Source organism: Bradyrhizobium sp. SRS-191, from assembly GCF_024586915.1.
In the GTDB taxonomy this organism is placed as follows: Bacteria; Pseudomonadota; Alphaproteobacteria; order Rhizobiales; family Xanthobacteraceae; genus Bradyrhizobium.
Map to the genome: position 1 here is coordinate 542200 of NZ_JANBVS010000001.1, position 26077 is coordinate 568276.

At 66.0% G+C, this 26077-nt stretch carries 26 protein-coding genes; 1 reads left to right on the forward strand and 25 read right to left on the reverse strand.

The features are described 5' to 3' along the window. The first annotated feature begins 72 nt into the window (after nt 1-72). Entirely contained in the window at nt 73-942 is an 870-nt protein-coding gene (gene bla, locus NLR35_RS02620; protein WP_257164988.1) for a class A beta-lactamase, read from the forward strand. Here the strand turns inward: bla and NLR35_RS02625 are convergent. The 25 genes from NLR35_RS02625 to NLR35_RS02745 form a co-directional block, all read right to left on the reverse strand. Continuing rightward, nucleotides 897-1757, reverse strand: coding sequence for an urease accessory protein UreD (locus tag NLR35_RS02625; RefSeq protein WP_257164989.1), 861 nt, complete (start codon nt 1755-1757; stop codon nt 897-899). The two genes, bla and NLR35_RS02625, sit on opposite strands and share 46 nt — an antisense overlap. Continuing rightward, entirely contained in the window at nt 1754-2398 is a 645-nt protein-coding gene (gene ureG / locus NLR35_RS02630) for an urease accessory protein UreG (RefSeq protein WP_257164990.1), read from the reverse strand. The genes NLR35_RS02625 and ureG overlap by 4 nt, the downstream gene beginning before the upstream one ends. After that, nucleotides 2395-4101, reverse strand: a complete 1707-nt coding sequence (gene ureC, locus NLR35_RS02635; RefSeq protein ID WP_257164991.1) for an urease subunit alpha — start codon at nt 4099-4101, stop codon at nt 2395-2397. The genes ureG and ureC overlap by 4 nt, the downstream gene beginning before the upstream one ends. Nucleotides 4102-4104: 3 nt before the next feature. Next, on the reverse strand, nt 4105-4803 hold the full coding sequence (ureB, locus tag NLR35_RS02640; protein ID WP_257164992.1) for an urease subunit beta: 699 nt from the start codon (nt 4801-4803) through the stop codon (nt 4105-4107). A 12-nt stretch (nt 4804-4815) separates the two neighbouring features. Next, the gene (locus NLR35_RS02645; RefSeq protein WP_257164993.1) at nt 4816-5493 is read right to left on the reverse strand and encodes an urease accessory protein UreF; all 678 of its coding nucleotides are present in this window, start codon (nt 5491-5493) and stop codon (nt 4816-4818) included. After that, a complete protein-coding gene (gene ureE, locus NLR35_RS02650) occupies nt 5486-5935 on the reverse strand; it encodes an urease accessory protein UreE (protein WP_257164994.1) in 450 nt (149 codons plus the stop codon). Before ureE ends, NLR35_RS02645 begins: the two co-directional genes overlap by 8 nt. Before the next feature lie 268 nt (nt 5936-6203). Beyond that, nucleotides 6204-6506, reverse strand: coding sequence for a putative quinol monooxygenase (locus NLR35_RS02655; RefSeq protein ID WP_257164995.1), 303 nt, complete (start codon nt 6504-6506; stop codon nt 6204-6206). After that, nucleotides 6506-8020, reverse strand: coding sequence for an amidase (locus NLR35_RS02660; RefSeq protein ID WP_257164996.1), 1515 nt, complete (start codon nt 8018-8020; stop codon nt 6506-6508). Before NLR35_RS02660 ends, NLR35_RS02655 begins: the two co-directional genes overlap by 1 nt. An 86-nt stretch (nt 8021-8106) precedes the next feature. Further along, a complete protein-coding gene (locus tag NLR35_RS02665) occupies nt 8107-8808 on the reverse strand; it encodes an ABC transporter ATP-binding protein (protein WP_257164997.1) in 702 nt (233 codons plus the stop codon). After that, nucleotides 8805-9533, reverse strand: a complete 729-nt coding sequence (locus NLR35_RS02670) for an ATP-binding cassette domain-containing protein (protein WP_257164998.1) — start codon at nt 9531-9533, stop codon at nt 8805-8807. The genes NLR35_RS02665 and NLR35_RS02670 overlap by 4 nt, the downstream gene beginning before the upstream one ends. Then, nucleotides 9533-10588 (reverse strand): branched-chain amino acid ABC transporter permease, encoded by a 1056-nt coding sequence (locus tag NLR35_RS02675; protein ID WP_257164999.1) that lies wholly within the window; start codon nt 10586-10588, stop codon nt 9533-9535. The genes NLR35_RS02670 and NLR35_RS02675 overlap by 1 nt, the downstream gene beginning before the upstream one ends. Further along, nucleotides 10588-11454, reverse strand: a complete 867-nt coding sequence (locus NLR35_RS02680; protein ID WP_257165000.1) for a branched-chain amino acid ABC transporter permease — start codon at nt 11452-11454, stop codon at nt 10588-10590. The genes NLR35_RS02675 and NLR35_RS02680 overlap by 1 nt, the downstream gene beginning before the upstream one ends. A 65-nt stretch (nt 11455-11519) precedes the next feature. Beyond that, the gene (locus tag NLR35_RS02685; RefSeq protein WP_257165001.1) at nt 11520-12758 is read right to left on the reverse strand and encodes an ABC transporter substrate-binding protein; all 1239 of its coding nucleotides are present in this window, start codon (nt 12756-12758) and stop codon (nt 11520-11522) included. A 100-nt stretch (nt 12759-12858) separates the two neighbouring features. After that, nucleotides 12859-13908: a substrate-binding domain-containing protein gene (locus NLR35_RS02690; protein ID WP_257165002.1), complete on the reverse strand. Its 1050-nt coding sequence runs from the start codon at nt 13906-13908 to the stop codon at nt 12859-12861. 201 nt (nt 13909-14109) lie between these two features. Then, nucleotides 14110-14583 carry a GNAT family N-acetyltransferase gene (locus NLR35_RS02695; RefSeq protein ID WP_257165003.1) on the reverse strand — a complete coding sequence of 158 codons (474 nt, stop codon included), beginning with the start codon at nt 14581-14583 and terminating at the stop codon, nt 14110-14112. A gap of 39 nt (nt 14584-14622) precedes the next feature. Then, the gene (locus NLR35_RS02700; RefSeq protein WP_257165004.1) at nt 14623-15456 is read right to left on the reverse strand and encodes a tetratricopeptide repeat protein; all 834 of its coding nucleotides are present in this window, start codon (nt 15454-15456) and stop codon (nt 14623-14625) included. Beyond that, complete coding sequence (ilvD, locus tag NLR35_RS02705; protein ID WP_257165005.1) at nt 15443-17167, reverse strand: dihydroxy-acid dehydratase; 1725 nt, start codon at nt 17165-17167, stop codon at nt 15443-15445. Before ilvD ends, NLR35_RS02700 begins: the two co-directional genes overlap by 14 nt. A 233-nt stretch (nt 17168-17400) precedes the next feature. Beyond that, nucleotides 17401-18372 (reverse strand): tripartite tricarboxylate transporter substrate binding protein BugD, encoded by a 972-nt coding sequence (locus NLR35_RS02710; RefSeq protein WP_257165006.1) that lies wholly within the window; start codon nt 18370-18372, stop codon nt 17401-17403. A 73-nt stretch (nt 18373-18445) separates the two neighbouring features. Further along, nucleotides 18446-19687 (reverse strand): threonine synthase, encoded by a 1242-nt coding sequence (locus NLR35_RS02715; RefSeq protein ID WP_257165007.1) that lies wholly within the window; start codon nt 19685-19687, stop codon nt 18446-18448. A gap of 139 nt (nt 19688-19826) precedes the next feature. Continuing rightward, nucleotides 19827-21248, reverse strand: coding sequence for a dihydrolipoyl dehydrogenase (gene lpdA / locus NLR35_RS02720; RefSeq protein ID WP_257165008.1), 1422 nt, complete (start codon nt 21246-21248; stop codon nt 19827-19829). A gap of 160 nt (nt 21249-21408) precedes the next feature. Then, nucleotides 21409-22755: a pyruvate dehydrogenase complex dihydrolipoamide acetyltransferase gene (locus NLR35_RS02725; RefSeq protein ID WP_257165009.1), complete on the reverse strand. Its 1347-nt coding sequence runs from the start codon at nt 22753-22755 to the stop codon at nt 21409-21411. Nucleotides 22756-22757: 2 nt separating this feature from the next. Then, nucleotides 22758-23063 carry a DUF5076 domain-containing protein gene (locus NLR35_RS02730; protein WP_006614386.1) on the reverse strand — a complete coding sequence of 102 codons (306 nt, stop codon included), beginning with the start codon at nt 23061-23063 and terminating at the stop codon, nt 22758-22760. A gap of 12 nt (nt 23064-23075) precedes the next feature. Next, nucleotides 23076-24473, reverse strand: a complete 1398-nt coding sequence (locus tag NLR35_RS02735) for a pyruvate dehydrogenase complex E1 component subunit beta (protein ID WP_257165010.1) — start codon at nt 24471-24473, stop codon at nt 23076-23078. 33 nt (nt 24474-24506) lie between these two features. Further along, a complete protein-coding gene (pdhA, locus tag NLR35_RS02740; RefSeq protein WP_257165011.1) occupies nt 24507-25529 on the reverse strand; it encodes a pyruvate dehydrogenase (acetyl-transferring) E1 component subunit alpha in 1023 nt (340 codons plus the stop codon). A gap of 210 nt (nt 25530-25739) precedes the next feature. Beyond that, the gene (locus NLR35_RS02745; RefSeq protein ID WP_008964913.1) at nt 25740-26054 is read right to left on the reverse strand and encodes a septum formation initiator family protein; all 315 of its coding nucleotides are present in this window, start codon (nt 26052-26054) and stop codon (nt 25740-25742) included. Nucleotides 26055-26077 lie beyond the last annotated feature (23 nt).

Consider the following 26077-nt stretch of genomic DNA (forward strand, 5'->3'; position numbering starts at 1 on the left):
AGCGTCCCCGCTTGGTTTGGCCGCTGCGCCAAGCTAGGGTCGGGAATCCGGGATAGCATTCAGGACTCTCCATTGACGATCTACACACGGCGGCAATTGTTCCCGCTCGCACTGGTGCCGCTTCTGGCGGCGAAGCCGACCCTCGCAGCCGACCTGCAGGCGACGATCGCGGGCATCGAGACCGACAGCGGCGGACGTCTCGGCGTCGCGCTCTTGGACACCGCAAGCGGCGCGCTCAGCGGTCATCGCCTCGACGAGCGGTTCCCGATGTGCAGCACCTTCAAGGCGCTGCTGACGGCCGCGATCCTGACCAAGGTCGATGCCGGCACCGAGCAGCTCTCGCGCCGGCTTCCGATCGCGCAGGCAGACATCCTGTCCTACGCGCCGGTGACGAAGGCCTATGTCGGCACGTCGGGCCTGTCGGTCGGCGAGTTGTGCGAGGCGACGGTCACGCTCAGCGACAACACGGCGGCGAACCTGCTGCTGGCGACGCTCGGCGGCCCTGCCGGCCTCACGCGCGCGATCCGCGGCTTTGGTGACGCCATCACCCGTCTCGACCGCATCGAGCCGGCGCTGAACGAGAGCATTCCGGGCGATCCGAGGGATACGACGACGCCGGCGGCGATGGCGCAGACTCTGGCGAAGCTCACGACCGGCAACACGCTCTCGGCCAACTCGCGCGACGTCCTGAACGGCTGGCTGATCGGCTGCAAGACGGGAGCGGCCAAGCTGCGTGCCGGCCTGCCGGCGGAATGGCGCGTCGGCGACAAGACCGGCGCGGGCGACAACGGCAGCAGCAACGACGTCGCGGTGATCTGGCCTTCGGGCCGCGCACCGGTGATCGTGACGAGCTATCTCACCGAGACCAGGGCCGGCGACGACAAGCGCAACGCCGCTCACGCGGCGGTCGGCCGCGCCGTTGCCGCTGCGCTCGGTGTCTGAGCGACGCGCGCGCCGAGATCAATGTCGCGAACCACGGCCGCGATCGCGTCGAAGCCGGTGCGCAGCTGGCGCACCTCGCGAGCCGCGAGTCGCACGCCAATGCCGGCCTTGTCCGGCAGCAGGCTCGCGGCCGCATAGAGATCATCGATGGCCGCGAACGCGTCGGCCAGGCGCTGGCGGAGCGCAGCGCGGTCGTGCGCCTGCGGCAGCATCAGCACGGCCGAGCCGAACGCACGGCGGCCCTGAAACGGCGCAGCCGCGGGACCGCGCAGATGCATGCGGTCGATCAGCAGCGGCTCCTCGCCTTGGCGGCGCACGATGAGCTCGGAGTCGAGCTCGCGGAACAAGCGTCCCTGCGCGGCCGGGTCATGCATCGTGAAGGCGTCGGTGATGAGCGCGACGGCATCCGTGGCGCAGTCCAGCTCCAGCACCTGGCACAGCGCCGCGTCGGGAAACAGGATGCGCGGCTCGGGCCGGTAGTCGAGCGACGCGCCCGCCTCGACGCGGAGCAGGACATGCTCGACAGCGCGCGTCCCCGGTTCGGCGCGATGCACTGACGTCGCGCCCTGCGTGGTCACGCAGACGGCCGCACCCGCCTGCAGCGTGAAGCGCTGCGTCAGCCGGTCCTCGCCGTGCACGGCACCGCTGCCGGTCTGCAGGACGACGCTGAGAACATCCGGCCTGATGGCATCGGTGTGAAAGCTGCGCGTCAGCACGAACGGCCAGGCGAACAAGCGCCGGTCGATCACGGTGCGGCCGCCGCGGCGGACGAAGGAGAGATCGAGCCGCGGCGTCTCTGGTTCTGAAACGCTCACGTGCGGAACAGCACCTCGCGCTCCAGGAGATCGACGATCGCGTCCACGCCCTCCCCGCGCCGGCAGTTCGTCAGCAGCACCGGCCGGCCGCCGCGCACCTCCGTGGCCTCACGCTGCATGCGCGCGAGATCGACGCCGACATGCGGGGCGAGATCGACCTTGTTGATGACGAGGAGATCGGCGCGGATCACGCCGGGGCCGCGCTTGCGCGGGATGTCGTCGCCGCCGGCGACGTCGATGACGAACATCCAGAAGTCGGTGAGGTCGCGCGAGAAGGTCGAGGCGAGGTTGTCGCCGCCGCTTTCCAAAAGGATCAGCTCGACGCCGGGAAAGCGCCGTTCCAATTCATCGGCGGCCTCGATGTTGAGCGTCGGGTCCTCGCGGATCACGGTGTGTGGACAGGCGCCGGCCTCCACCGCCGACACCCGCTCGGGATCGATCAGGCCGGACCGGCGCACGCGCTCGGCATCCTCGGCGGTGACGAGATCGTTGGTGATCACGGCGATGTCGATGCCGCGCGCCTGCAGCGCCGGGATCAACTGCTCGACCAGCGCGGTCTTGCCGGAGCCGACGGGGCCGCCGATGCCGACGCGCGCGGCCGTCATCGGAGCATCGGCATGGGTGAGAGCGAGACGGCTCATCGCAGCATGAATCTCCTGGCGAGCGGCACCGATGTGGCCGGCGGACACATCAAGAGCTTGCCGTCGGCGCGCACCTCGAAAGTCTGCGGATCGACCTCGACATGCGGCATCGCGGCGTTGCGGACCATGTCGGTCTTGCGCAGGCGGCGGACATTCTTGATCTGCACCGTCTCGCGCCCCAGCCCGAGCTTGTCGCGAATGCCGGCGTCGACCGCGAGCTTGGACATGAAGTTGACGCCGAGCCGCTGCGGCGCCGCGCCGAGCGCGCCCCACATCCGCTTCTGGATCATCGGCTCCGACAGCCCGAGGCTGCCATTGCCGTCACCCATCGCGGCCCACACTGGAAAGCCGTTCTTGATCACCATGTACGGTTTCAGTCCGAACGAGGCGCGCGGCCACAGCACGAGATCGGCCATCTTGCCGACCTCGATCGAGCCGACGACATGATCGATGCCGACTGCGATAGCCGGATTGATCGTGAGCTTGGCGACGTAGCGCTTCATGCGCTCATTGTCGGCGCGCGCGGTGGTTTCCTCCGGCAGGCGGCCGATGCGGTCCTTCATCACGCTGGCGAGCTGCCAGCATTTGGCGACGTTCTCGGCGAGCCGGCCCATGCCCTGCGTGTCCGTACCGAAGATCGAGATCGCGCCCATGTCGTGGAGAAAGTCCTCCGCCGCCATCGACTGCGCGCGCACTCGCGCCTCGCCGAACATGACATCCTCGGGCGAATTGTAGTTGAGCTGATGACAGATCATCGTCATCGGCACGCCCTCCTCCATCCCATAGGAGGTGTAGGGATTGGTCGGGTTGGTCGAGGACGGAATCACGTTCGGCCAGGACACGACCTTGAGCAGGTCGGGCGCATGGCCGCCGCCGGCGCCCTCGACGTGATACATGTGGATGGTGCGGCCATCGACCGCCGCCATCGTGTCCTCGCAGAAGCCGTATTCGTTGATGGAGTCGGTATGCAGATGAACCGCGAAGTCGTGACGATCCGCCGCGATCAGCGTCTTGTCGATGACATCGGGCGACGCGCCGAAATCCTCGTGGATCTTGACGGACATGCCGCCGGCGGCGACCGCAGCCTCGACGGCTTCGGGATCGGAGCCGCCGCGGCCGAACAGCGCGTAGTTCAGCGGCGAGAACTCGATCGACTTGAGGAAGTGACCGAAGTTCGGGCCCGAGCCTGAGCCGACGTCGAACACAGGCCCCGAGCCGTTGCCGACCATCGTCGTGGTGCCGCCGGCGAGCGCGTGATCCGACTGCTCCGGCGAGATCAGGTGGGCGTGGCTCTCGATGGCGCCCGCGGTCACGATGAACGGGCCGCCGGCGATCGGCGCGGTGGTGTGGCCGACCACCATGTCCGGATGCACGTCGGGCATGATGTCGGGATTCCCGGCCTTGCCGATGCCGACGATGCGGCCGTCGCGGATGCCGATGTCGGCCTTCACGATGCCGATCACCGCGTCGACGATGGTCGCGTTCTTGACGACGACGTCGAGCGCCTTGTGCTGCGAGGTCCGGTGCGCCGCGACCGCCTCGCCGTCGCGGATGTTCTTGCCGGCGCCGACCAGCAGCTCATGACCGTAGGTCGTGTAGTCGTGCTCGATCTCGGCGAGCAGGCTGGTGTCGGCGAGCCGGACGAGATCGCCTTTGGTCGGACCGTACAGCTCGGCATAGGCTTGCCGCGTCAGTGTTGCCATGGCTCAAGCTCCGAGATAGCCGCGCGACTGCGCGAGCTTGAGCGCGGCATCCCGCGCGCCGGGGGCATCGAGCGGACCATTGACTAGCCCGGCCTGGCCGCGCACGATCCGGTCGCCGGTGATCGGCACCAGCCGCACCGATTTGAAGATGCCCGGTTCGAAGCGGATGCCGAGCCCGGCGGGGCGGTCGATCTTCATGCCCCAGGCCGCCGCCCGATCGAAGCGCAGCGCGCGGTTGACCTCGAAGAAATGGGTGTGGCTGCGCACCTGGATGTCGCGATCCCCGGTGTTGACAACGTCGATGGTGATCGCCGGCAGCTCGGTGAACATCGCGATGTCGTCGCCGCCGGCGATGATCTCGCCGGGAACAATGTCATCGGGCGCTGCGCCTTCAGCGGGCTGGATCGGCTCGAACAGCGCCATCACCTTGGTACCCTCGGCGAACATCAGCTCGACATAGAGCATCGGGATCATCTGCGCGACGCCCGGCTCCACGTCGTCGGTCGTGAGCAGCCGTCCCGCCATGTCGCGGATCTCGGCATAGGGCAGATTGCGGCGCGCCGCGGTCATCACCTCGTCGGTGATGTAGGCGACCGCCTCGGGATGGCTGAGCTTGATGCCGAGCGAGCGGTTGCGCCGCGCCATCTGCGCGGCGTTGAAGATCACGAGACGATCGAGCTCCGTGGGCGACAGGTTCATCATGGCCAGGGCACCTCAGGTCGTGAACATGCGCACGGCCCGCAGCGGCCCGCGCGAGACGGCGATATCGATGAAGGGCGTGAAGCTCGACGGCATCGCGTCGTCGTCGGGGGCGTCGGCGAGAAGATCAGCGAGCAGAGCACGGGCGCGCGCGAGGCTCTGCTGCGAGTCGATGTGGCCGATCAGGCCGAGCCGCACGGCGGCGCTGGCAAGGCCGGTGATCAGCGTCCAGCCCGAGACGAGCTCGGCGGCATCGAGGCTCAGGCCGGCATCACGACCGGTGATCGCCTGCACCACGGCGAGGTGCCCAAGTCTCGGATCGGCGGAAACGCGTGCGCGGTAGGACACCGACAGACGGCCAGCGAGCTTGACCCAGACACCGAGCAGCGCCCTGCCCGCGCGCCGCGAACCCTCGCGCATCTCGGCCGACGGCGTCGTGGCCTCCGCGAGGCGGTCGACGGCGGCGATGGCGTCGGAGTCAGCCGCGCGCCAGGCGCGACGAAGCAGGATGCGATCCATGCTGGCCCAGCGCTGCGCCAGGTGATCGGCGATCACCCGGTCGAGGTCGTCGCGATCGGACAGCAGGCCATCGGCGGCGAGGCCTTCGATGCCCCAGGAGAAGGCAAAGCCGCCGGCGGGAAAGGCGCTGTCGCCGAGCTGCAGCAATGCCAGCGCCTCGCCACGGTCAAACATGCACCCGCTCCACGACCTCGCCGGCATCGAGCAGCGGCAGAATGCGCGCACGATAGGTCTCGATCGGAGCGTCGAGCAGCACGACGAGACAATCGCCCTCGAAGCGGACGCGCCAGTGCAGATTGCCGGCATGCCAGCCGAGCTTGAGCGCGCTCGCGTCGTCGCGGGCCTTGAGGCGCAGGACCTGCTGCTCGCCGAAGCGGGCGATGATCGCGCGCTCCGCATCGAGATGCAGCAGCGCGCCGTCGATCAGCTCCTCGTCGCGGTCGAGGCTGACGGCGCAATCGGTGCCTCGATCGGTGGTCAGGCGGAAACGCTTGCGGCCGGCATCGGCCGGCGGCACGAACAACAGCTCGATACCGCCGCGATGCTCCAGCGCGTGTAGTTGCCGCGCGTAGACCTTATCGTCGGCGCGTCCCATGATGCCGTGCAGACGAAGCATCGGCGTGGTTCCTCTCGTCGTTCAGCGCTCGTCGTTCGAATTGGGCCTCATGGTTCGAGACGCCCGCCAAGTGGCGGGCTCCTCACCATGAGGGTTGAGATCGCGGGTGGGGCTCGCATGTGATGTTGATGAAAGCCCCGTACGAGCTCTTGCGGATCTCACTCAGCAAGGGACGCTCATCTGGCCACACCGACCGCCCTCGTCCTGAGGAGCCCGCCACTTGGCGGGCGTCTCGAAGGACGTTTGGTTTGCTCACCCCTGACCGCGCCTACCGCAGCGTCGCCGACACCTCCTGCGAGGTCACCAGAATGACCTCGCCGTCGAGGATCGGCTTGGCGATGCCGAAGAAGGTCGCCACCGCGGCGGAGCCGTTGTGGCGGTCCATCGCGGCCTTGTCGGCGAAGCGCTCATAGGTGGTGAACAGGCCGGGCTCGGTCTCGCTCTGCGAGATGAAGAACCCGATCGTCTCCGGCTCGTTGGCCGCGACATGGGCCGCGACGGCGACGAGGGCGTCGCGCATCGTGGCTTCGTGTCCCGCCTTGGCCCTGATGACCGCGGTGATGGTGATCATCAGAATGTCTTCCAGTCGCCGTCGGCCTCGAACGCCGCCGCCGCCTGGTAGATCGTCGACTCCGCGTAGTCCTTGCCGATCAGCATCAGGCCGACCGGCAGGCCGTCCGAAAGGCCGCATGGCAGGGTCATTGCCGGATGACCGGTGACGTCGAACGGGCTCGTCGTCGCGGTCATTTCGAAGGCGCGCTGCACGACTTCGGCGAGCGGCGCGTCCTTGGCCGGGATCGGCGTGGCGACGCAGGGCAAGGTCGGCATCAGCAGCAGGTCGTAGGAACCGAACATCGCGTCGTAGGCGGCCTTGGCCTGGATCGCGATGTTGCGCGACTTGGCGTAGTAGCGGCCGCGATAATGTTCGAGACCCCACTGGCCGACCAGCATGGTCAGCTTCAAGGTCACCGACAGATCGTCGGCACGGGTGCGCCAGCCGGAATGCGCGTCGAGCAGGCCGACGTCGTACAGGCCCTTCCAGTTGAAGCCCATGCCGTTGCCGAGCATCATCTGAACCAGGAAGCCCTCGAGCGTGATCGGATTCCACGCCGCCAGCGCATGCATGTGCTCGGGGATCGAAACCTCCGACACGCTGGCGCCCATCTTGGCGAAGCGCTCGGCGCCGGCCTTAACCTTGGAGACCACGCCCTCTTCCATGTTCGGCGCGCTGAAGCCTTCCTTGAGCACGCCGATCTTGAGGCCCTTCACGCCCTTGCCGAGCGCCTCGGTGTAGGCCGAGACTTTCGGCGCGTATTGGCGCGGATCGAGGCCGTCGGCGCCGGCCAGCACTTCGAGCAGCAGTGCGTTGTCCTTGACGTTGGCCGTCATCGGGCCAGTGTGGTCGATCGTCGACTCGATCGGCATCACGCCGGTGTAGGGCACGAGGCCGTGGGTCGCCTTCATGCCGTAGATGCCGCAATACGACGCAGGAATGCGGATCGAGCCGCCCTGGTCGCCGCCAATGGACATGTCGACCTCGCCGGCCGCGACGAGCGCAGCGCTGCCCGACGACGAGCCGCCGGCCGAATAGCCCATCTTCCAGGGATTGTGCACCGGCGCGGGATTGGAGGTGTGGCTGCCGCCGGACAGGCAAAAGTGCTCGCAGACGGCCTTGCCGACGATGGTGCCGCCGGCATCGAGGATGCGCGAGACGATGGTGGCGTCAGCGGCCGGGATGAAGCCTTCGAGCGTGGTCGAGCCGTTCATCATGGGGACGCCGGCGAGCGCGACGTTGTCCTTCAGCACGACGGTGCGGCCGGCGAGCTTGCCGGAGCCTGCGCCCTTCACCTCGGTCTTGATCGCCCAAGCGTTGTACTTGTTCTCCTTCGCCGGCGGCTTGGCACCCGGTGTGCGCGGATATTTCACCGGCGGCAGCGGGTTCGGCAGCTCATCGATGATGTCGTACTGATCGAACATACCGCCCATCAGCGACAGATATTCGGCGGCCTCCTCGACCGTCATGTTCATATGCAGGCTGGCGGCGAGATCGGCGACTTCCTCGGCATTCGGGCGTTTGATGGACATGAGTCATCCTTTCTTGTGAGGACAAGCTGGGGCAGAGACTAGGATTATGCAGTTCGATTGCGCCGGCGCAGCCGCGCCGGAATACGCTAGCTCGGGACCATCAGACCTTCCCGGGCCAGCAGAGTCTCACGGTCGAGTTCCTCGGTGATGCGTCCCTTCTGGATGTGCAGGATGCGGTCCGATAACGACGTGATGAATTCGAGGTTCTGCTCGACGACGATCAAGGACATCTTCCAGCGCGTCTTCAGCGCCAGCAGGGTCTCGATGATCTCCTCGATGATCGAGGGCTGAATGCCCTCGGTGGGTTCGTCCAGCAGGATCAGCTTCGGCTTGGTGCAGAGGCAGCGCGCCAGCGCCAGCAATTGCTGCTCGCCGCCGGACAATGCGCCGCCGCGGCGGTCGAGCAGCCGCACCAGGCGCGGAAAATCCTGCAGCACGGCGTCGATGACGCCGCGGTCCTCCTTCGGCGCCGCGGCGAGTCCCATGCGCAGGTTTTCCATGACCGACAGGTCCGGGAAGATCTCGCGGCCCTGCGGCACCAGGCCGATGCCGAGCCGCGAGCGCTCGTGCGGCTTGAGATGCGTGATGGTCTTGCCGGCAAAGACGACCGAGCCGTCCGTCGTCGGCAGATGCCCCATCAGGGTGCGCAAGGCCGTGGTCTTGCCCATGCCGTTGTGGCCGAGGATGCCGAGATATTCGCCGTCGGCGACCGTGAGGTCGACACCGAACAGGATCGGGATCCGGCCATAGCCGGACTTGAGACCCTTGACCTCCAGAAGCGCGCTCATGCCGCCACCTTCTTGCCGAGATAGACGTCGCGGACACGCTGATCGGCGAGCACCTTGTCGACGGTGTCCTCGACCAGCACGCGGCCCTGATGGAACACGGTGACGCGCTTGGCGATCTGCTTGATGAACTCCATGTCGTGCTCGACGACGACGATGGCGCGGGTCTGGTTGATCTCGCGAATGATCGCAGCCGTGTGGAACGTCTCCTCGTCGGTCATGCCTGCGGCGGGCTCGTCGAGCAGGATCAGCTCGGGCTCGGCGGCGAGCACCATGCCGATCTCGACCCATTGGCGCTGGCCGTGGGACAGCGTCGCGACGATGCTGTCGGCGTAGTCGGTCAGACGGATCATCTCCAGCACGGCATTGACGGCCGGGCCCTGCTGGCGCGGCGTCGCCTTGCGACGCACGGCCATCCAGATGTTCTCGCGCACCGAGAGGCCGTTGAACACGTTCGGCACCTGGGTCTTGATGCCGATGCCCATGCGCGCGATCTCGTGCGAGGCCTTGCCCGCGATCGGCATGCCGCGGAACGCGATCGTGCCGGAGGTCGGGACCAGCTGGCCGGTCAGCGTCTTGAAGAACGTGCTCTTGCCTGCGCCGTTCGGGCCGATCAGGCAGCGCAGCTCCATCTCCTGCAAGGTGAAGGTGATGTCGTCATTGGCGACGACGCCGCCGAAGCGCATCGTCAGGTGCTCGGCCTTGAGCAGAGGAACGAGGTCGGCCATCATTCGGCTCCTGCGGGATGCGGCGCCGCCGCCGATGGCACCGATGGGCCATTCGCCTTGGGCTTGGTCTGCGGCACCAGCCGCATCACCAGATCGCGCGCGGTCGGGAAGATGCCCTTCGGCAGCAGCAGCACGAACACCACCAGCACGCCGCCGAGCACGAGGTTGGAGTTCAACAGCTGCTGCGAGCCGATATAGGCGACGATGTACTCGATCACGACGCAGCCGATGATCGGTCCGAGCAAGGTGCCGAGCCCGCCGACGGTGATCCAGATGATGATCTCGGCCGATAGCGACAGGCTGAAGATGGTCGGGCTGACGAAGGCGCCCCAATTGACATAGAGCGCGCCGGCAAGACCGGCGATGGCGCCGCCGAGGATGAAGGTCAGGCACTTCACGAGACGCGGGTCATAGCCGAGCAGCGACGCGCGCACCTCGTTCTCGCGGACGGCGACGATGATGCGCCCGGCCGGCAGCGCCAGCAGCAGACGCAGCAGCAGGAAGACGCCGAGCAGCACATAGGCCGTGGTCCACCACGACTGCTCGGGCGAGAGCACCGTCGATGGATCGAACGGCATGTTGAAGGTCGGCACCGCCGGCATGCCGTTGAAGCCGCCAAGCAGCGCCTTGCCGATCTTGTAGGCGTCGCCCGAGGTCGAGTTGACCGAGTTGAACAGGATCAGGGTGACGGTGAGCGTGATGACGCCGAGATAGACGTCGGAGATGCGGCCGAAGAAGATGAAGTAGCCCAGGATGGCCGCGAACAGCGCGGGCACAACGATCGCCAGCAGGATCGCCGGCGTCGAGTCCTGGAAGTTCACGGCCGCGATCGCATAGGCATAGCCGCCGAGGCCGAAGAAGGCGGTCTGGCCGAACGACAGGATGCCGCCGAAGCCCCAGATGAAGGCGAGGCTCAGCGCCAGCACCGACATCGCGGCAAACAAGGTCAGCTGCATCAGGCCGAACAGCTCGATCACGCTTGGCATGATCGCGATCACGCCGATGGCGACAACGGTTCCTGCTGCCTGGAGCGCGAGGCGAAGGCGCTTGTCCATCACAGGTTCCCCTTGAAGAAGCGCCCGGAGATGCCCTGCGGCAGCAAGCGGATCAGCACGATCGCGGTGGTGAAGACGATGACCTCGCCATAAACAGGCGTGGTGAAGTAGGCGCCGACCTGATTGACCGAGCCGAACAGGCTGGCGGCCGAGAGCGTGCCGGAGAGGATCGCCGCGCCGCCGCCGACCACGGTCATGAAGGCCTTGGCGACATAGGCGCCGCCCATCACCGGCGTGATGCCGGAGACCGGCGCCAGCAGACCGCCGGCAAGTCCCGTCACCGCGGCGCCGAGCGCGAAGGTGCTCATGTAGACCCGGGCCGGGTTGACGCCGAGGGTCGCCGCCATCGCCGGGTTCTGCATGGTGGCGCGGGCAACCAGGCCGAACCGGGTGTAGCGCATGACGCCGTAGATGATCGCCATCATCACCGCGGCCATCAATGCGAGGAACAGCGTGTAGTAGCTCGACTGGTAGGAGCCGATCGAGAAGCCGCCGAGCGGCGTCGGCACGCCCTGCTGGGTGTTGCCGTAGATCGTGGTGATGATGCCGATGATCAGGAGGCTGAGGCCCCAGGTCGCGAGCATCGAATCGACCAGGCGGCCGTAAAGGAAGCGGATCAGGCAGCGCTCGATGACGAGGCCGACGATGCCGACGAACACCGGGGCGACGATCAGCATCGCGATCCAGATATTCACCCCGGCATTGGCCGAGATCACCGTCGCATAGGCCCCTAGCATGATGAACTCGCCATGGGCGAGATTGATGATCTTCATCATGCCGAAGATGATCGCCAGCCCCAGGCAGAGCAGGAACAGCGAAGAGATTCCGTTGAGAACGTCGAGCGCGAGGATGACGTAGATCGCCATGCGTCAGGTCTTTCAGGGCCGTCCGGGAAATCCGGGCCCCGCCGGATGGCGGGACCCGGCAGGCGTCAGAGATTGATGATGTACTGCTTGACGTCGTTCGGGTTCTTGACGAGGTCGCAGACGCTCGCGGTGTCCGCGGGCTTGGCGTCGGTGTAGGTTTCCAGCACCGACCATTTGCGGTCCTTCACCTCGGCAAGGAACGCGTTGCGGACGGTGTGATGGGTCGGCTTGTCCAACGAGACCTTGCCGCTCGGACCGTCGAAGACGAGGCCGCTCTCGAGCGCCTCGATCACCTTCATGCGGTCGATGCTGCCGGCCTTCTTGACGCCCTCGGCCCAGAGCATGACGCCCTCATAGGTGCACGAGGCGAGCTCGCTGATGTAGGGCGAGTCCGGATGCGCCTTCTTGATCTTCTCGACGAAGCTCTTGGAGGCCGGCGTGGTCAGCTCCTCGAAATAGCCGTAGGCGCCGATGATCGAATCGCTCTCGGCGGCATCGAGCGTCGAGGGCTCGTTGACCAGGCCGAAGGTGGTGGAGGCGATCGGGATCTTGCCCTTCATGCCGGCCGCGGTCCACTGCCGGTAGAACGCGGTGTGGTTGCCGCCGACCAGCGCCGACAAAATGAGGTCGGGCTTGGCCGCCTGGATCTTGGAGATGGTCGAGCCGAAATTGGTGACGTCGAGGGGGAAGAAGTCGGTCGAGAGAATCTCGCCGCCATTGTCCTTGCAGTATTTGGTCATCCACTTCGCGGTGATCTGACCGTAATTGTAGTCGGCGGCGATGATGTAGGCCTTCTTGCCCGCCTTCTTCATCGCGCTCGGCACCAGCTTCTCGACGGTCTGGGCCGGTGTGGTGCCGGTGCAGAAGGTGTTGCGGTCGCAGACGCCGCCTTCGTACAGCGTGTTGTAGAAGTACAGCACCTTGAAGCGGTCGAAGGTCGGCCGGATCGCCTCGCGCGAGGCCGAGGTGATGCCGCCATGCACGACGTCGACCTTGTCCTTCACCGCCAGCTGCTGGGCGTATTGCGAGTACAGCTGGATGTTCGACTGGGTGTCGTAGTGCATCACCTTCAGCGGCCGTCCGAGCAGGCCGCCCGCGGCGTTGATTTCCTCAACGGCCAGCTGCAGCGCATAGACCATCGGCGTGCCCGAGGTTCCGATCGGACCGGACTGGTCGTGCAGGCTGCCGACCGTGATCGGGTTCTCGGCCGCGAGCGCGCCCGAGCGGAACACCGCGGGTGCCGCGATCAAGGTCGACGTCGCGATGGCCGAGCGTTGCAGGAAACGACGGCGAGAAAGAGTCATCAGGGATCCCCATGGGTTGGTGATGCGGGTTCACGAGCCGCGTGAAGTTTAAAATTACAATATTTGAAATGGCAAGTAGTTTTTTGCCGTACAGCCGGTTCTAGCGCGATGCGACCACGGCGAAATCATAGCCGTCGAGCTCGGCGAGATGGATCGGATGCCGGCTGCCGACCACCGGCTGCGCCTCGTTGCCGCGGGCGGTGCGGCCCTGCAGCGTGCGGCCGAAGACCCGCCGGATATCCCGCGCGTCGAAGCTCCCGGCGCGCTCGATCAGCGCGGCCAGCGCGTGAATGCCTTCGTAGCAGGACTCGCCATAGCCGTTCGGCGGCGGCGGATTGTCGCCGAACGCCGTGTAGTAGCGTTCGAGGAACGCGCCGTTGTTGCGCGAGCGCAGCGAGGCGAAATAGCTGGAGGCGACGTAGACGTTCTCGGTCTCGCTGCTGTCGAGGCCGTAGACGATGGTCTCGTCGAAGGCCGAGGAGAATCGCAGCACGTGGCGGCTGAGGCCGGCGGCGCAGAACGCGCGGTTGAAGGCGATGCAGTCGAAGCCGAGGAACACCGGCAGCACCACGTCGCTGCGCGTCGCCTTGATGCGCTCGATCATCTCGTCGAAATCATGCGCGCCGACCGGAACGTAGTGCTCGCCGGTCACCGTCCCGCCGAACCGGGCGATCAGCCGCTTGGCGATGGCGAGCGAGGAGCGTGGCCAGATGTAGTCGTTGCCGCACAGGAAGAAGCGCCGGGCGTGCTTGCACTCCGACAGCCACTGGATCGCGGGGGCCAGCAATTCGTCGGCGGTCTCGCCCGTCGTCATGACATCGCTGTCCGGCGACAGTCCCTCGAACTGCGGCGTATAGAGAAACGGCACGCGGCCCCGCGCCGCGCGTGCGACCGGGTCGCGCGCATAGCTCGGCAGCATGCCGACGAGACCGTCGACCGCGAGCTCATCGACCGCCTCCGCGGCCGCCTGCCCGGCGCTGGCACCGGTGGGGCCGCCATCGATGACGACGAGTTCCACCGGCTTGCGGCGGATCCCCGCAGCCTGGTTCAGCTCGGTCACGGCCAACCGCCCGCAGGCTTCGGCCGAGGGCGCCCACAACCCTGCCGAGCCGCTTTGGGGAATGATCAGACCGATCCGAACGCTGCGCAAACCTACCGCCTCTGCTGTCGCGAAGCTTTTGCACTCACGAATCGTGCCAAGCGCGATTCGGGCTCACGTCAGCGGTTTCCGGACGAGATGTCGCAGATTTCGAGCGGCGCGCCCGTGGCTGATCAAAACATCGGCTGACGCTCGCCCAATCATTGGGCAGCGACTGCGGCGCCTCCCAGAGCGGCCCCCTGGATGCGCGACTCAACGGGCGAGCAGGGTCTTGCGCATCGGATAGGACGCGGCGGTGCCGAACTTGCCGGCGAGCGTACCGACATCGACATAGCCGCGGGCGAGATAGAATCGGTGCGCCGTCTCGGTGCTCAGCAGATCGATCTCACGGGCGCCGAGAGCCGCGGCCCGCCGCTCCAGCACTGCCACCATGGCCGAGCTCACCCCGCGAAAGCGCGCCCGCGGCGAGACGTAGTTCACGGTGATCTCGTTGGGATGAGCAAGCCCGCCGACGGCGAGAATCGCCTCCTCCTCGACGGCGACCAGCAGCGACCTTCCCTGCCCGTCGGCCCAGCCTGCAACGATCTCCGGCGTCTTGTTCGCAAGCCAGCGGCCGAGAATGTCCGGATTGCCGCGGTGATCCGCCTCGCACAATTCGACGATGGAGGCGCGCAGCACGGCGCAGGCGGCCACGGCGTCGTCTGGAGTCGCATCGCGGATGATCATCGCAATCCCCCTCGCAGAGGGAGCGCAATGCTTCCCCCGCTACTCGCGCTTGCCCTGCACCCAGCTCTCGAGCATCTGCAGCGCCGAGGCGCGGTCGTCGTCCGACGCCTTGGCGAAGGCGCGGTTGTAGCTCTCCTTGATCCAGGCTTCGTCCGGACCGGCACTGTCACGCGCCAGAGTGAGCCACATCAGGCCGCGCGCCGCCTGCCGGGGCAGACGGTCGCCATTGAACAGCATCTGGCCGAGCAAGGCCTGGGCCTGATGCTGGCCCTTCTGCGCGGCGAGACCAAGCCAGCGCGCACCATAGCGGAAATCGTCCCGCGAGGCGTCCGCTGTCTTCAGATACATCCGCGCCAGGTCGTACTGGGCGTCGGCATTGCCGAAATAGGACGCGGCATACGAGAACATCTCGCGCGCACGATCCGGATCCGGCTTCACCTTGGTATTCGGGATGCCGGAGAGATAATAGCGGCCGAGCGCAACGAAGGCATTGGCCACGATCTGCGCCTGCGGCGCCGACGGACTGTCCTCGGCATGCGCATTGGCGATGCGGCTGAAATAATCGAACGCGCGCATGTCGTCGCGCGCCACGCCGTCGCCGGCCGCATACATCCGGCCGAGCTTGAACTGCGCGACCGGGTGGCCTTCCTCCGCAGCGTATTGAAGCGCCGTCAGGGACTGCGTAGGCGACGTCGAGGACGTCGTCGCGGGCACGGCCTTGCGCAGCGCGCCGGCGCCAGCCTGCGGTCCAGCCACGGGAATCGCCGGCTCCTGGTTGACCGGAGCGCCATCGAACGCGAACGACGGCGCCGGCAACGCGAGCGGAGCAACCCCCAGCAGCAATGCAAAAATGATCCGATCAGATGTCCGCATAGCAATGTTTCTCTTGCGCACCACCTGGGTGGGTGACGGCACCCGCCACGGCCGGCCCGACCTGCTGGGCATATTTCCAAAGTGCGCCCGACGTGTGATGCGTCTCACGCGGCGTCCACTTGGTTTGACGTGACGCGAGTTCGGCATCGCTCAACTTGACGTTAAGAATACCGGCCTCGGCGTCGATCTCGATGATGTCGCCATCCTCGACCAGGGCGATCGGCCCGCCGACGGCCGCCTCCGGTCCGATATGGCCGATGCAGAAGCCGCGGGTCGCGCCGGAGAACCGGCCATCGGTGATGAGCGCGATCTTGCCGCCCATGCCCTGCCCGGTCAGCGCCGCCGTGGTCTGCAGCATTTCCCGCATGCCCGGACCACCGCGCGGCCCCTCATAACGGATCACGATGACCTCGCCCTCGCGATAGGTCCGCTTCTGCACGGCCTCAAAGGCATCCTCTTCCCGATCGAAGCAGCGGGCCGGCCCAGTGAATTTCAAGTTAGACATGCCCGCGACTTTCACGATCGCGCCCTCTGGCGCGAGATTGCCTTTCAGACCGACAACACCTCCGGTTGCAGTGATCGGCTGATCAGCCGGCCTCACCACGTCCTGGTGCGGATTCCATTTCACGCCTTTGAGGTTTTCGGCGATCGTCCGGCCGGTGACTGTGAGGCAGTCGCCGTTCAAATAGCCATGGTCGAGCAACGTCTTCATCAAGAGCGGAATGCCACCAGCCTCGAACATGTCTTTGGCGACATAGCGGCCACCCGGCTTCAAATCCGCGATATAAGGTGTCTTTTTGAAGATTTCGGCGACGTCAAATAAGTCGAACTTGATGCCCGCCTCATGCGCAATCGCAGGAAGATGCAGCGCAGCATTGGTCGAGCCGCCGGAGGCCGCCACAACCGCAGCGGCATTCTCCAACGCGGCTCGCGTCACGATGTCGCGCGGCCGGATGTTGGCTGCGATCAGCTCCATGACCTTCTCGCCGGCGGTCATGCAGAAGGAATCACGAATTTCGTAAGGCGCGGGAGCGCCGGCCGAGTACGGCAGCGCCAGCCCGATCGCCTCGGACACCGTCGCCATCGTGTTGGCGGTGAACTGGGCGCCGCAGGCGCCGGCCGACGGACAAGCGACGCGCTCGAGCTCGTCGAGGTCGTCGTCCGACATCGCACCCACGGAGTGCTTGCCGACGGCCTCGAACATGTCCTGCACCGTGACCTGCTGGCCGCGGAAATTGCCGGGCAGGATCGAGCCGCCATAGATGAAGATCGAGGGGACGTTGAGCCGGACCATCGCCATCATCATGCCCGGCAGCGATTTGTCGCAGCCGGCCAGCCCAACCAGCGCATCGTAGGAATGGCCACGAATCGTCAACTCGACCGAATCGGCGATCGCCTCGCGAGACGGCAGCGACGATCGCATGCCGTCATGGCCCATCGCGATGCCGTCGGTGACGGTGATGGTGCAGAATTCACGCGGCGTGCCGCCGGCATGCGCGACGCCCTTCTTGACCGCCTGAGCCTGCCGCATCAGCGCGATGTTGCAGGGCGCAGCCTCATTCCAGCACGAGGCGACGCCGACGAACGGCTGGTGGATCTGAGCCGTGGTCAGGCCCATCGCGTAGAGATAAGACCGATGCGGCGCACGCTCGGGCCCTTCCGTCACGTGACGGCTGGGCAGCCTGCGCTTGATGTCGGTCTTCGCGTCCATCGCTGTTCTGGCCTCCCGGCGCTGTGGAGAACGCTAAAATCCCAGAAGTGGATTTTTGGCTACCTCACACGCACAGGTACTATTCTGATCAAAGTATTTCACGACCAGGTGTGGCCAAAAAGCGGCGCGTTCATGGAGCGCCTGAGATTGTTACCAAAACTTCGTAAACTGTGGCGACGTCGCAACATCCGTGGCCAATGCGCCACCATTCCGCAGGCAAAGGATACCGTCCGTTATTCCGGAACAATCCCGGCGGCACGGATCATCGGCCACCATTTGGCGATTTCTGCCCGCTGCACGGTTCCAAGTGCCGCCGGCGTCCGCTGATCCCGGGGAGGCATCTGCAACCCCAGGTTTTTCAGCTGATTCTGCACATCCGGGTCGTCGAGCGCGTCGACCGCTGCGGCATTGAGCGTCTCGACGATCTCCTTCGGCGTTCCCTTGGGCAGCCAGAGCCCCGACCACAATGTCATGTGGAAGCCCGCAAGGCCGGCCTCGTCCGTCGTCGGAATCTCCGGCGCGCTGTCGAGGCGCTTGGCGTCGGTGACGGCATAAGCGCGGATCGTGCCGGCGCGCACCTGGTTGATGGCGTTCGACGTCTGGTCGACGATGAGATCGATCTGGCCGCCGACGAGATCGTTCATCGCCGGGCCCGTGCCGCGATAGGGCACGTATTGCAGCTTGATCCCGGTGACCTGCTCGAAATAGAGCCCGGCAATGTGGCTGCCGGAGCCGTTGCCTGCGGTGCCTGCGGATGCCGGGTTCGGCTGCGCCTTCAGCCAGGCGAGCAATTCGGACAGCGATTTCGCCGGCACAGTGCTCTTGCTGACGATGACCATCGGATTGCTCGGCAGCAGCACGACCGGCTCGAGGTCGGCGACGAGGTCATAGCCGAGCCGATAGACCGCGCCGTTGGCGACGTGCGTGCCGAGATGGCCGAAGCTCACGGTGTAGCCGTCGGGCCTGGAGCGCACCGCACGGCCCACGCCGATCGAGCCGCCGGCGCCGGTGACGTTCTCGACCAGCACCGGCTGGCCGAGCGTCTGCTTCATGTGCTCGGCGAGGATCCGCATCATCGCGTCCGACGGTCCGCCGGCGGCGAACGGCACGATGACCGTGATGGCGCGCGAGGGATAGGTCTCCGCTGCGGCGGGACCACCAAACACGGCAAGCGCCATTGCCACAGCGCCGAACAGGCGTCGCATCGCGGTCCTCCCTGGGCGGCCTGATCCTTCTTGTCAGACGATCAGGCGCCAGGCCGCAATGCCGACCGTCCGGTTAGAACTGAGTGTAGTCGATCGGCTGGTGGCGATCGAGGGTGCGCTCCACCTTAGGCAGCGGATATTTCAGGCCGGTGGCGCAGTTGAACAGCATGACGCGGTCGTTCTTGGTGACGCGGCCGTCGGCCAGGCTCTGCTTGTAGGCGGCGTAAGTTGCCGCTCCTTCTGGACAGAGCAGCAGCCCCTCCTCGCGCGCAACCTCGTTGAGGCCGGCCGAAATCGCGTCGTCATCGACTGCGATCGCAAAACCTTTGCTCTCGCGGACAGCGCGCAGGATGAGAAAATCCCCCACGGCCTGGGGCACGCGGATGCCGGACGCGATCGTATGGGCGTCTTCCCAGCGGGTGGCGTGCTCGACGCCCTGCTCGAAGGCTCGCACCATCGGCGCGCAGCCTGACGCCTGTACGGCGACCATGCGCGGACGCTTGGAGCCGATGAAGCCGATTTTCTCCAACTCGTCGAACGCCTTCCACATGCCGATCAGGCCGGTGCCGCCGCCGGTCGGATAGAAGATCACGTCGGGCACGTCCCAGCCGAGCTGCTCGGCGAGTTCGAGCCCCATCGTCTTCTTGCCTTCGATCCGGTACGGCTCCTTCAACGTCGACGTATCGAACCAGCCGACCTTGGCCTTGCCCTCGCCGACGATCTTGCCGCAATCGTCGATCAGCCCGTTGACGCGGTAGACGGTCGCACCCTGCAGCTCGATCTCGCTGACGTTCACTTCCGGTGTATCGGCCGGGCAGAAGATCGTGGTCTTGATGCCGCACGACGTCGCATAGGCCGCGAGCGCAGCGCCCGCATTGCCGTTGGTCGGCATCGCCATGTGTTTGATGCCGAGCGCCTTGCCCATCGACACCGCCATCACCAGGCCGCGCGCCTTGAACGAGCCGGTCGGCAGCCGCCCCTCATCCTTGACGATGATCTCGCCGCCGCCGAGCTTCTTGGCGAGCTTGGGCAGGCCGATCAGCGGCGTCATGACTTCGCCGAGGCTGACGATGTCCTGGCACTTCCGCACCGGCAGCAGCTCGCGATAGCGCCACATGTCGGCCGGCCGCTGCGCCAGCGCATCCTTGGTCAGCGCCTTTTTCACACCGGCGAGATCGTAGCGCACCAACAGCGGCTTGCCGGCCTTGGAGAGGTTGTGGACCTGATCCGCCGGATAGTGATCGCCTGCCATCGCGCATTCGAGATGGGTGACGAAGGTCGGGCGCTCGGTGGTGAGGTTGTCGCTGGATTTCACGGCGGAGCCTTCTTGTTGTGCTCGTCTGGTCCTCTCCGTCATTGCCGGGCTTGACCCGGCAATCCATCCGCTTCGCAAAAGTTTCTCGAAGCGGGATGGATGCGCGGGTCAAGCCCGCGCATGACGAACGTGGGCGGGGCTACATATTGAGCACGCGGCCATAGGCGTCGAGCACGGCTTCCTTCATCATTTCCGACAGGGTCGGATGCGGGAAGATGGTGTGCATCAGCTCTTCCTCGGTGGTCTCGAGGTTCATCGCCACGACATAGCCCTGGATCAGCTCGGTCACCTCCGCGCCGACCATGTGCGCGCCGATCAGCTGGCCTGTCTTCTTGTCGAAGATCACCTTCACGAGACCCTGGTCCTCGCCGAGCGCGATCGCCTTGCCGTTGCCGACGAAGGGGAAGCGGCCAACGCGGATGTCACGGCCCTGCTCCTTCGCCTTGACCTCGGTGAGGCCGACGGAAGCGACCTGCGGGTGGCAATAGGTGCAGCCCGGGATCAAGCTCTTGTCCATCGGGTGCGGATGCAGGCCCTTGATGGCTTCGATGCAGACCACGCCCTCATGCTCGGCCTTGTGCGCGAGCATCGGCGGACCGGCGACATCGCCGATGGCATAGAGGCCGGGCACATTGGTCTTGCCGTAGCCGTCGATGACGATGCAGCCGCGGTCGGTCTTCACGCCGAGCTTCTCGAGCCCGAGATTCTCGATGTTGCCGACGACGCCGACCGCCGAGATCACGCGATCGAACTCGGTCGTCTCGATCTTGCCCTTGCCGTCGTCGATCGTCGCAACCACGCTGTCGCTCTTCTTGTCGAGCTTGGTGACCTTGGCGCCGGTCATGATCTTCAAGCCCTGCTTCTCCAGCTGCTTGCGGGCGATGCCGGCGATCTCGGCGTCCTCGACGGGCAGGATCTGCGGCAGCACCTCGACCACCGTCACCTCCGACCCCATGGTGCGGAAGAACGAGGCGAACTCGATGCCGATCGCGCCGGAGCCGACGACGAGCAGCGACTTCGGCATCTTGTCCGGCACCATCGCCTCGAAATAGGTCCAGACGAGCTTCTTGTCCGGCTCCAGGCCCGGCAGCACACGCGGACGCGCGCCGGTCGCGACGATGATGTGCTTGGCCTGGTAGCTGCCCTCGCCGAGCGCGCCCTTCGGCGCCTCGACGTCGGACTTGGTCACGGTGATCTTGCCGGGCGCGTCAATGTTGGCGCGGCCCCAGATCACCTGCACCTTGTTCTTCTTCATCAGGAAGCCGACGCCGTCGGCGAGCCGCTTGGACACGCCGCGCGAGCGCTGCACCACCGCCTTCGGATCGTAGGAGACCTTCTCGGCAGAGAGGCCGTAGTCCTTGGCGTGCTGCATGTAGTGATAGATCTCGGCCGAGCGTAAGAGCGCCTTGGTCGGGATGCAGCCCCAGTTCAGGCAGATGCCGCCGAGATGCGACTTCTCGATGATCGCGGTCTTGAAGCCGAGCTGGGCTGCCCGGATCGCGGTGACGTAGCCGCCCGGGCCCGAGCCGATGATGATGACGTCGAAGGATGTGTCGGCCATGACGGCTCCGATCTCAACTTAGTTGTCATCTCGTAGGGTAGGCAAAGGCGCGGAGCGCCGTGCCCACCGTCTCACGAGCTTGCGATGTGGTCGGTGGGCACGCTGCGCTTTGCCCACCCTACAAATATTCGATTGGAATGACGGGCACGAGCCTCGCGGCTCACACCATCATCATCACGGGATTCTCGATCAGCTGCTTGAAGGCGCCGATCAGTTCGGCGCCGAGCGCGCCGTCGATCGCACGGTGATCGCAGGACAGGGTCACGCTCATCATGCTGGCGATCTCGATCTTGCCGTTGCGCACTACCGGCCGCTCCTCCGATGTGCCGACCGCAAGGATCGTCGCATGCGGCGGGTTGATCACGGCGGTGAAGTGCGTGATGCCGTACATGCCGAGGTTCGATACGGCCGTGGTGCCGCCCTGATATTCCTCCGGCTTCAGCTTGCGCGAGCGGGCGCGCGCGGCGAAGTCCTTCATCTCGCCCGAGATCGCCGACAGTGTCTTGGTCTCCGCTTTCCGGATGATCGGCGTGATCAGGCCGCCGGGCATCGCGACCGCAACGCCGACGTCGGAATGCTTGTGCTTGACCATGCCGCCTTCGGTCCAGCTCACGTTGCAGTTCGGGATCTTCTGCAGCGCCACCGCCATCGCCTTGATGACGAAGTCGTTCACCGAGAGCTTGTAGAGCGGCTTCTTCTCCTTGTCCTTCGGAGCAGCCGCATTGATCTCCTCGCGCGCGGCGAGCAGCTTGCCGATGTCGCAGTCGATCGTGAGATAGAAGTGCGGCACGGTCTGCGTCGCCGCAGTGAGGCGCTGCGCGATGGTCCGGCGCATGCCGTCATGCGGGATGACCTCGTAGGAGCCCGGCTCGAACAGCGCCAGGATCTGCTTGTCGGACATCGACGGCGCCACGGCGGGCGCGCCCGACGCAGGGGCAGCAGACGGCGCGGCCTTGAGGCCTTTGCCCGACTTGGCCTCCTCGACGTCGCGCGCGACGACGCGGCCATGCGGGCCGGTGCCGGTGATCCGGCCGAGATCGATGCCGGCGTCCTTGGCGAGACGCCGCGCCAGCGGCGAGGAGAAGATGCGCTCGTGACCATTGACCTGCGGGGCAGCCGCAGGAGCGGCTGGCGCGGGAGCCGCAGCCGGCTTCGGCGCCGGCGCGGCAGCAGGCGCAGCCGCGGGCGTCGCGGAAGCCGTCGGCTTGGCCTCAGCCTTCGGAGCCGCAGCCGCCGGCGCGCCGCCGGCCGCCTTCACATCCTCGCCCTCGCCGGCGAGCACCGCGATCACGTCGTTGACCGGCACGTCCTGCGTGCCCTCGGGCACCAGGATCTTCGCGAGCGTGCCTTCGTCGACCGCCTCGACTTCCATCGTGGCCTTGTCGGTCTCAATCTCGGCGATGACCTCGCCCGACTTGACCTGGTCGCCTTCCTTCTTGAGCCAACGAGCGAGATTGCCCTTCTCCATCGTCGGCGACAGCGCGGGCATCAGAATGTTGATCGGCATGATCAGTGACCTTGTTTCGACCTGGGGCTGGTGGTGCCCGTGTCAGTCGGCCGAGCCAGCTCGGCTTCGAACATCTCGACGATGCGCTGCAGCGCCTCGTCTTCGGAATAATCGCTCTCGCGCGCATAGGCGCGCGCAGCATGTCGGGCGACGTCGACCAGGAGCAGCCCCCACACGTCGGGCTCCTCGAAGGCGCGCTGAAAGGCGATCGAGAGCCCGCCGTCGAGCACGAAGGCGCGCAACACTTCGGTGGCGTCCTCACGGCCGACGACGTCGGGCGGCAGCGGCTGCTCCTTGGGTCCGGCCATCTGGGATGCCCCTTAGCGGTAGCAGACGGACTTGGCGGCCTGCACGACCTCCGCAGCCGAGGGCAGCGCGAGCTTCTCGAGGTTCGCCGCATACGGCATCGGCACGTCCTTGCCGGACACGCGCGTCACCGGCGCATCGAGATAGTCGAACGCATTCTCCATGATGCGCGCGGCGATCTCGGCGCCGACGCCGCTCTGCGCCCAGCCCTCTTCCACCGTGACCGCACGACCGGTCTTCTTGACCGAGGCGATGATGGTCTCGGTGTCCATCGGACGCAGCGTGCGCAGATCGATCACCTCGGCCTCGATGCCCTCCTTGGCGAGCTCATCGGCGGCCTTCAGCGCGTAGGTCATGCCGTTCGACCAGGAGATGATCGTGACGTCCTTGCCGGAACGCGCGATGCGCGCCTTGCCGATCGGGATGATGTAGTCGTCGAGCTTCGGCACCTCGCCGGAGTGACCGTACAGCACCTCGTTCTCGAGGAAGATCACCGGGTTCGGATCGCGGATCGCGGCCTTCAACAGACCCTTGGCGTCCGCCGCGGAATACGGCGCGACGACCTTGAGGCCGGGGATGTGCGAATACCAGGACGAGTAGTCCTGGCTATGCTGGGCGGCGACGCGGGCGGCGGCACCGTTCGGGCCGCGGAACACGATCGAGCAGCCCATCTGGCCGCCGGACATGTACAAGGTCTTGGCCGCGGAGTTGATGATCTGGTCGATCGCCTGCATGGCGAAGTTGAAGGTCATGAACTCGACGATCGGCTTCAGGCCGGCCATCGCGGCACCGACGCCGATGCCGGCAAAGCCGTGCTCGGTGATCGGCGTGTCCATGACGCGGCGAGCGCCGAACTCCTGCAGCAGGCCCTGGGTGACCTTGTAGGCGCCCTGATACTCGGCGACCTCCTCGCCCATGATGAAGACGTCGCCGTCCCTGCGCATCTCCTCGGCCATCGCGTCGCGCAGCGCCTCGCGGATGGTCTGAGTCACCATCTCGGTGCCGGCAGGGACTTCCGGATCGGGCTCGGCGACGCTCTGCGGCGCGGCTACGCCGGTCGGCGCGGGCGACGCCTGCACGGAGACACCGGCATCCGCCGGCGGCGCCGATTGCGCAGCCTTCATCTCGGCGGCGGGCGCCGAGGCCTTGCCGAGATCGGCCGCCGTCTCGCCATCGGCGAGGATGGTGGCGATCGGGGTGTTCACCGCGACGTCGGCGGTGCCTTCGGGGATCAGGATCTTGCCGAGCGTGCCCTCGTCGGTCGCCTCGACTTCCATCGTCGCCTTGTCGGTCTCGATCTCGGCGATCACGTCACCCGACTTGATCGCCTCGCCTTCCTTCTTCAGCCATTTGGCGAGGTTGCCCTTCTCCATCGTGGGCGACAGCGCAGGCATCAAAACTTGAATTGGCATATCAGCTCCAGAGCAATCAGCTTGCGCGCGCGATTAGCGATAGACGTCGGTGTAGAGCTCGGCGGCATCCGGCTCGGGATCGGCCTGCGCGAAATCGGCGGCCTCGTTGACGATCTTGCGCACGTCGGCATCGATCGCCTTGAGATCCTGCTCGCTGACCTTCGCCGCCAGCAGGCGGTTGCGCACCTGCTCGATCGGATCCTGGTCGTGACGGACCTTCTCGACCTCCTCACGGGTGCGGTACTTGGCCGGGTCCGACATCGAGTGGCCGCGATAGCGGTAGGTCTGCATTTCCAGAATGTAGGGGCCCTTGCCCTCGCGGCACCACGCGACCGCCTTCTCGCCCGCCGCCTTCACGGCGCGGACGTCCATGCCGTCGACCTGCTCGCCCGGGATGTTGAAGGAGATGCCGCGCTTGGAGAAGTCGGTCTGCGCCGAGGCGCGCGACACCGCAGTGCCCATCGCATAGCGGTTGTTCTCGATGACGTAGATCACCGGCAGCTTCCAGAGCTCCGCCATGTTGAAGCTCTCATAGACCTGGCCCTGGTTGGCCGCGCCGTCGCCGAAATAAGCGACGCTGACCGAGTCGTTGCCACGATAGCGGTTGGCGAGCGCGAGGCCGGTGCCGAGCGACACCTGAGCGCCGACGATGCCGTGGCCGCCGAAGAAGTTTTTCTCCATGCTGAACATGTGCATGGAGCCGCCCTTGCCCTTGGAGTAGCCGCCGCGGCGCCCCGTGAGCTCGGCCATGACGCCCTTGGCGTCCATGCCGGTTGCGAGCATGTGGCCGTGATCGCGATAGCCGGTGATGACCTGGTCGCCCTGCTTCAGCGCCATCTGCATGCCGACGACCACGGCCTCCTGGCCGATGTAGAGATGGCAGAAACCGCCGATCGCACCCATGCCATAAAGCTGACCCGCCTTCTCCTCAAAGCGGCGGATCAGCAGCATGTCACGCAGCGCAGCCAATTCCTGGTCTCTGGTGAATTCCGGCGGCGGGCCGTTGTCTCTGTCCTGCCCTTGTTCCTTTGCGGCGGTTTTCTTGGGTGCGGCCATGGCAATTCCGGATGAGAGAAAAAGTAGCTTTCTCTAGCTCAACTCCATGGCACGTAAAAGGACCGCGTGAACCACCATTCACTTTGCTTTTGCCGCAGTGCAACGAAGGCGAAATATTCGAATGCGCAGGGCAGCGATTTTGAAATCCTGATGCTGCTGGCGTCGATGTGGCAGCGATCATCGCGCCCGCGGCGGATCGCCTCGGCGTCACTAAGGGCGGTTGATCCGGATCAGGTCGTGCGGGTTGGCATAGCCGAGCTGAAATCGTGCGCGCTCATCGAGCATGTCGGGATCGACCCGGTCGGAGCGCAGCAGCGACACCCGCTTCTCGCCCTCGGCGCGCTCCTGCTTCAGCCGCACCAGCTCGGAGGTGAGCGAGACGATCTCCTGGTCGAGCTCCTGCCGCGCGTTCAGGCCGTAGCGGCCGGTGTAGGCATTGATGCCGAAATAGCCGATGATGGCCGCCGCCATCGTGTAGAGGGCGAGCCCGGTGAGGAAGGATTTCAGGCGTGCGCGGGAGACCATGGCCGGGAGAATGCTGCGCCCCG

What these genes read in the sequence shown, in the direction of transcription:
- ureC (WP_257164991.1), bottom strand. Translation starts at nt 4,101, where the DNA reads ATGGCAACACTGACGCGGCAAGCCTATGCCGAGCTGTACGGTCCGACC.
- NLR35_RS02725 (WP_257165009.1), bottom strand. Translation starts at nt 22,755, where the DNA reads ATGCCGATCAACATTCTGATGCCCGCGCTGTCGCCGACGATGGAGAAG.
- NLR35_RS02700 (WP_257165004.1), bottom strand. Translation starts at nt 15,456, where the DNA reads ATGCGGACATCTGATCGGATCATTTTTGCATTGCTGCTGGGGGTTGCT.
- NLR35_RS02735 (WP_257165010.1), bottom strand. Translation starts at nt 24,473, where the DNA reads ATGCCAATTCAAGTTTTGATGCCTGCGCTGTCGCCCACGATGGAGAAG.
- NLR35_RS02660 (WP_257164996.1), bottom strand. Translation starts at nt 8,020, where the DNA reads ATGTCCATCAAACGCCCGAATGCCGAGGAAGTCGCCGATCTCGCCGCC.
- NLR35_RS02695 (WP_257165003.1), bottom strand. Translation starts at nt 14,583, where the DNA reads ATGATCATCCGCGATGCGACTCCAGACGACGCCGTGGCCGCCTGCGCC.
- NLR35_RS02665 (WP_257164997.1), bottom strand. Translation starts at nt 8,808, where the DNA reads ATGAGCGCGCTTCTGGAGGTCAAGGGTCTCAAGTCCGGCTATGGCCGG.
- NLR35_RS02730 (WP_006614386.1), bottom strand. Translation starts at nt 23,063, where the DNA reads ATGGCCGGACCCAAGGAGCAGCCGCTGCCGCCCGACGTCGTCGGCCGT.
- NLR35_RS02680 (WP_257165000.1), bottom strand. Translation starts at nt 11,454, where the DNA reads ATGGCGATCTACGTCATCCTCGCGCTCGACGTTCTCAACGGAATCTCT.
- NLR35_RS02675 (WP_257164999.1), bottom strand. Translation starts at nt 10,588, where the DNA reads ATGGACAAGCGCCTTCGCCTCGCGCTCCAGGCAGCAGGAACCGTTGTC.
- ureG (WP_257164990.1), bottom strand. Translation starts at nt 2,398, where the DNA reads ATGAGCCGTCTCGCTCTCACCCATGCCGATGCTCCGATGACGGCCGCG.
- ilvD (WP_257165005.1), bottom strand. Translation starts at nt 17,167, where the DNA reads ATGGACGCGAAGACCGACATCAAGCGCAGGCTGCCCAGCCGTCACGTG.
- NLR35_RS02745 (WP_008964913.1), bottom strand. Translation starts at nt 26,054, where the DNA reads ATGGTCTCCCGCGCACGCCTGAAATCCTTCCTCACCGGGCTCGCCCTC.
- ureE (WP_257164994.1), bottom strand. Translation starts at nt 5,935, where the DNA reads ATGCTTCGTCTGCACGGCATCATGGGACGCGCCGACGATAAGGTCTAC.
- NLR35_RS02645 (WP_257164993.1), bottom strand. Translation starts at nt 5,493, where the DNA reads ATGTTTGACCGTGGCGAGGCGCTGGCATTGCTGCAGCTCGGCGACAGC.
- NLR35_RS02655 (WP_257164995.1), bottom strand. Translation starts at nt 6,506, where the DNA reads ATGATCACCATCACCGCGGTCATCAGGGCCAAGGCGGGACACGAAGCC.
- NLR35_RS02670 (WP_257164998.1), bottom strand. Translation starts at nt 9,533, where the DNA reads ATGGCCGACCTCGTTCCTCTGCTCAAGGCCGAGCACCTGACGATGCGC.
- NLR35_RS02710 (WP_257165006.1), bottom strand. Translation starts at nt 18,372, where the DNA reads ATGCGACGCCTGTTCGGCGCTGTGGCAATGGCGCTTGCCGTGTTTGGT.
- lpdA (WP_257165008.1), bottom strand. Translation starts at nt 21,248, where the DNA reads ATGGCCGACACATCCTTCGACGTCATCATCATCGGCTCGGGCCCGGGC.
- NLR35_RS02685 (WP_257165001.1), bottom strand. Translation starts at nt 12,758, where the DNA reads ATGACTCTTTCTCGCCGTCGTTTCCTGCAACGCTCGGCCATCGCGACG.
- ureB (WP_257164992.1), bottom strand. Translation starts at nt 4,803, where the DNA reads ATGATGAACCTGTCGCCCACGGAGCTCGATCGTCTCGTGATCTTCAAC.
- pdhA (WP_257165011.1), bottom strand. Translation starts at nt 25,529, where the DNA reads ATGGCCGCACCCAAGAAAACCGCCGCAAAGGAACAAGGGCAGGACAGA.